Annotated in this window: 2 protein-coding genes; both read right to left on the bottom strand. The window is 65.4% G+C overall.

The features are described 5' to 3' along the window. Positions 1-658 precede the first annotated feature (658 nt). Complete coding sequence (locus K728_RS0105835) at positions 659-2,572, bottom strand: ABC transporter ATP-binding protein (RefSeq protein ID WP_337587488.1); 1,914 nt, start codon at positions 2,570-2,572, stop codon at positions 659-661. Further along, complete coding sequence (locus tag K728_RS0105840) at positions 2,569-3,702, bottom strand: glycosyltransferase family 4 protein (protein WP_202805323.1); 1,134 nt, start codon at positions 3,700-3,702, stop codon at positions 2,569-2,571. Before K728_RS0105840 ends, K728_RS0105835 begins: the two co-directional genes overlap by 4 nt. Positions 3,703-3,825: the final 123 nt, after the last annotated feature.

Below are 3,825 nucleotides of genomic sequence, written 5' to 3' on the forward strand. Positions count from 1 at the left end.
CTCGCCAACAGCTCGCCATCCGCGTGCGGGGTCGACGCACCGAGCTTGCACACCAGGCGTTCACCCCGATGGCGAAGCGCAAACACCACCCTGCGTTGCGGGTTGTAGTTGAGCACCTCCACCGAGCGGTCAACAAAGATCCAACCGAACCCGTCGCGCCGAAACGGCCGCATGGGCCGGTACAGTCGGTGATCCAGTTCGATGGGCCCTGACACCAGGCTGTGGTCCGGGTAGTCCGGCAAGGCGACGTGCTGGACTTCCAGCCCGCTGCCCACCGACCGGCTGAACGTTTTCTCAAGCTTTGCTGCAGCATCAGGACTGTAGGTAGCAAGCCAGCCCATCCCGCCACCGGCCTCCCGAATCCGCGCCACAGCGGACGTACCGGGTTTGTGCCGCAGCCGATCAGCTTGCACCGGACGCCCCAGCAGCTCGCTGAGCCGGTCGCTGTCGAAGAACTCTTCAAGACCCGGCAGCGTCGGATCAACAGCCTTCGTCGGATCGATAACTTTCATAGGATCAATCATCGCCGCCCGATCAACAGCTGGCGTCGGATCAGCAGACAGTGTCGGATCGACAGCCGCAGAAGAATCCGTAGCCGCCGAAGAATCAACAGCTGCCGTCGACTCAACCGCTGCTGATGGCCGGACAGCTGTGGACCTCATGCCCGGCCTCCAGCCGTCTTTTCGGCGAGCTGCGCCTCATCGGCGGCCTGCTGTTGACGAACCCAGGCGGCGAACATCGGATGGGTCATCAGTTCAGCGGGCGTCCCGTCGAGAAGGATCTGCCCATCCTGTAGCCACACCACCCGATCGTGGGTGAGAGCTACGGACGCCTCATGGGTGATCGTGATGGTGGTGCGTCCCTGCGTCAGGGTGGCCAGACCAGCAAGGACTTCGGCCCGGGACGCCTGATCCAGCCCGGTCGTCACCTCATCGAGGATCACCACCTGCGAATCACGCAGCAACGCCCGGGCAATGGTAATCCGCTGCCGCTGCCCACCGGACAGGGTCCCGCCGCGCTCGCCGACCAGGGTGTCATACCCATCCTCGAATCCGGAGATGAACGTGTGGGCATTCGCCAGCACCGCCGCCCGCTCCACCTCGGCATCGGTGGCGTCAGCCCGGCCATAACGGATGTTCTCCCGGATGGTGCCCGTAAACAGCACCGCATCCTGCAGTACCAGGCTGATATTCGACCGCAGCGACTCGAGCGTCACCGTCCGCAGATCGTGGCCATCCACGTGCGCGGTTCCCGACACCGGGTCCATCATGCGCACCATCAGCGACACCAGGGTGGACTTGCCCGATCCTGACGGCCCCACAATTGCTGTCTTGCGCCCACCCACCAGCGCCAGGTCCAGGTTCTTCAGGACTGGTTGCCCGTCACCATAGGCAGCGGTCATGTTGCGGAACTCTACATCGCCCCACACCTTGCCCAGCGATACGGCGTTCGGGGCGTCAACAATGTCCACCCGTTCGTCCAGGAGGTCGTCCACCCGCTCGCCCGACGCCGTCGCGCGGGCAATCCGCCCCGTGTACTTGGCCAGGTCCCGCAGCGGCTTCATTGAGGTTTTCAGGTACATCAGAAACAGCACCAGATCGCCGGGAGTCATGGCCCCCTGCACCACCCTCCATCCGCCGCCAGCCAGCACGACGGCGGTGGCGACGCCGACAATGACGTCGGTGCGACGCTCCAACGCCGCGGCCAGGCGCCTGGACTGGACTCCGTCCCTGAGGGTCTTCTGGTTACTGCTGCCGAACCGATCGGAAAGGGTCTTCTCCAGGCCGTAGGTCTGCACCACCCTGATAGCACCCAGGCTCTCCTGGGCGGTGTTGGCCAGCGAACCTTCGCCCTTCCGGGTCCTGCGCGCCGCGACGGTGATCTTGCCGGTGCTGACCCGCGACAGCAGCAGGAAACTGGCACAGGCAATGACCACCACCAGGGCGAGCAGCGGATCAAGCCAGAACATCACCCCGCCCATCACCACCAGGGTGATGCAGTTGGCGATCAGCGGTAGCCCTGCGCTTACCGCCACCTCCTGGAGCCGGCCGACATCGCCCACCAACCGCTGGATGGTGTCACCGGTCCGCGCCGACGAGTGATACCGCGTGGACAGGGACTGTACGTGCTCAAAGACCCGGGCCCGCAGCTCCGTCGCGACCCGCGAGCCAGCCAACGCAAACGCCACGGTGGCGAGATAGTTGCACAACGCACGCATCCCAATGATCACCAGCAGCCCAGCGCCACAGGCGAGGAGAAGGCCTTCGGTGGCTAATGGGCCGGTTCCGGCTAGATCGGCTCCCAGGCTGCGGGAGATCGCATCCACCACAAACTTGACCGGCCAGGGTTCCAGCACCCGGAAGATCACCTCGAAGAGCAACGCCACCACTCCGCCGCTCATCAGCAGGCGGTGTTTGCGCAGATGCGGTTTCGCAATGTTGATGGTCCGCCGGAGCGGGCTGCGTGCCATTTTGGGTCCGATGGTTGGCAGCGTTGCCGGCTTGGGGGTCCTGACGATTGCCGGCGCCGGGGGAGTACCAGCGACCAACGGGGGCGTCTTCTCGATGGTCATGACAGGATCCCCTCGGTGATGCGCGCCAGCACGCCGTCCCAACTGTGATGATCGCTCGCCAGGCTGCGCGCGGCGTTGGACATCGCTGACCTGGCCAGCGGAGCACCGGCAAGGTCATCGATGGCGGCTGCCAGCGCCCCCGGATCCGAAGGAGCCACCAGCAGCCCGGTGACGCCGTCGTCAATTATTGAAGGCACCTGACCCACCCGGGAGGCCACCACTGGCAGACCGGCGGCACAGTATTCGTAGATCTTCAGCGGAGAAAAGTACTGGTCGCTTGCGTCCTCCATCTCCGGATACGGTGCCGCCGCCAGGGCACAGCCAGCCAGCGCAGCAGGGATGAGTTCGGGAGTGACGGCGCCCGTGAACTCGACCTCCGCGCCATGCGCGACGGCGAGCTCACGCAGGTGCTGACCCTCCGGACCGTCTCCCACAATCCGGAGAGCCCAGTCGGTTGACGCGACAGCCTTGGCCCGGATCAGGGTCTCCACCCCGTGCCACGGCTTCAGCGTGCCGACGAACACCACCGTCGGGATGCCCGCTGCCTCGGCAGTGGGCCGGATCCGGTCAACGTTGACCCCGTTTGGCACCACCAGCACCTTGGCCTCATGCTCGTTGGCCACCCGTTCCTTCACCCAGACGGCAACCGGTTCCGACACGCACACAGTCCTGGACGCTGCAGCGACCTGGCGCTGCAGCACCGTAAGTGCTCCCGCTTCGTCCTCGAGAGACCGGTGGATACGCTGCTCATCGATCAACGGCGCATTCACCTCGAGGAAACCAGGGACGTCCAGCGCTGACGTGATGCGGGCCAGGGCGTCGCTGAAGAGGGAATACCGCTCGTAGACCGCCGTCGCGCCGTCAACGATGGCACGCGCCGCCAACTCGGCCGCGGCGGCTGCCTGAGCCTGTTCACGGGCGGCGCCGTCGCCCTTGGGGATGCGGTGAACCACCACCGGAACGTCGGTAAGGTCCGCCGGGATGTCGGTTCCCGGCCGGGTGCAGTACACAGTGACCTCGGCGCCGAGGGACCGCCAGCTGCGGATGATCTCCTGCACGTGCACCGAGGCACCCTTCGAACCGAATACCGGCACCCCGGGGTCAACGCAGAGATACGCAAGACGAATCATGAGTAGACCACCGCTTCCTCGATCTGGTGGACCGGCCGCAGGCCGGCTTCGAGTTCCTGCAACCGGACGGACTGTCGGTGCGAATCAAAGAACTGGTCAATCACCCGGCGAGCGGCGGATGCC

The sequence above is a fragment of the Arthrobacter sp. CAL618 genome (assembly GCF_000468215.1).
GTDB lineage: Bacteria > Actinomycetota > Actinomycetes > Actinomycetales > Micrococcaceae > Arthrobacter_D.

Bases quoted from the DNA above. Each gene is read 5' to 3' on its own strand.
- K728_RS0105835 (WP_337587488.1), bottom strand. From the start codon at position 2,572: ATGACCATCGAGAAGACGCCCCCGTTGGTCGCTGGTACTCCCCCGGCG.
- K728_RS0105840 (WP_202805323.1), bottom strand. From the start codon at position 3,702: ATGATTCGTCTTGCGTATCTCTGCGTTGACCCCGGGGTGCCGGTATTC.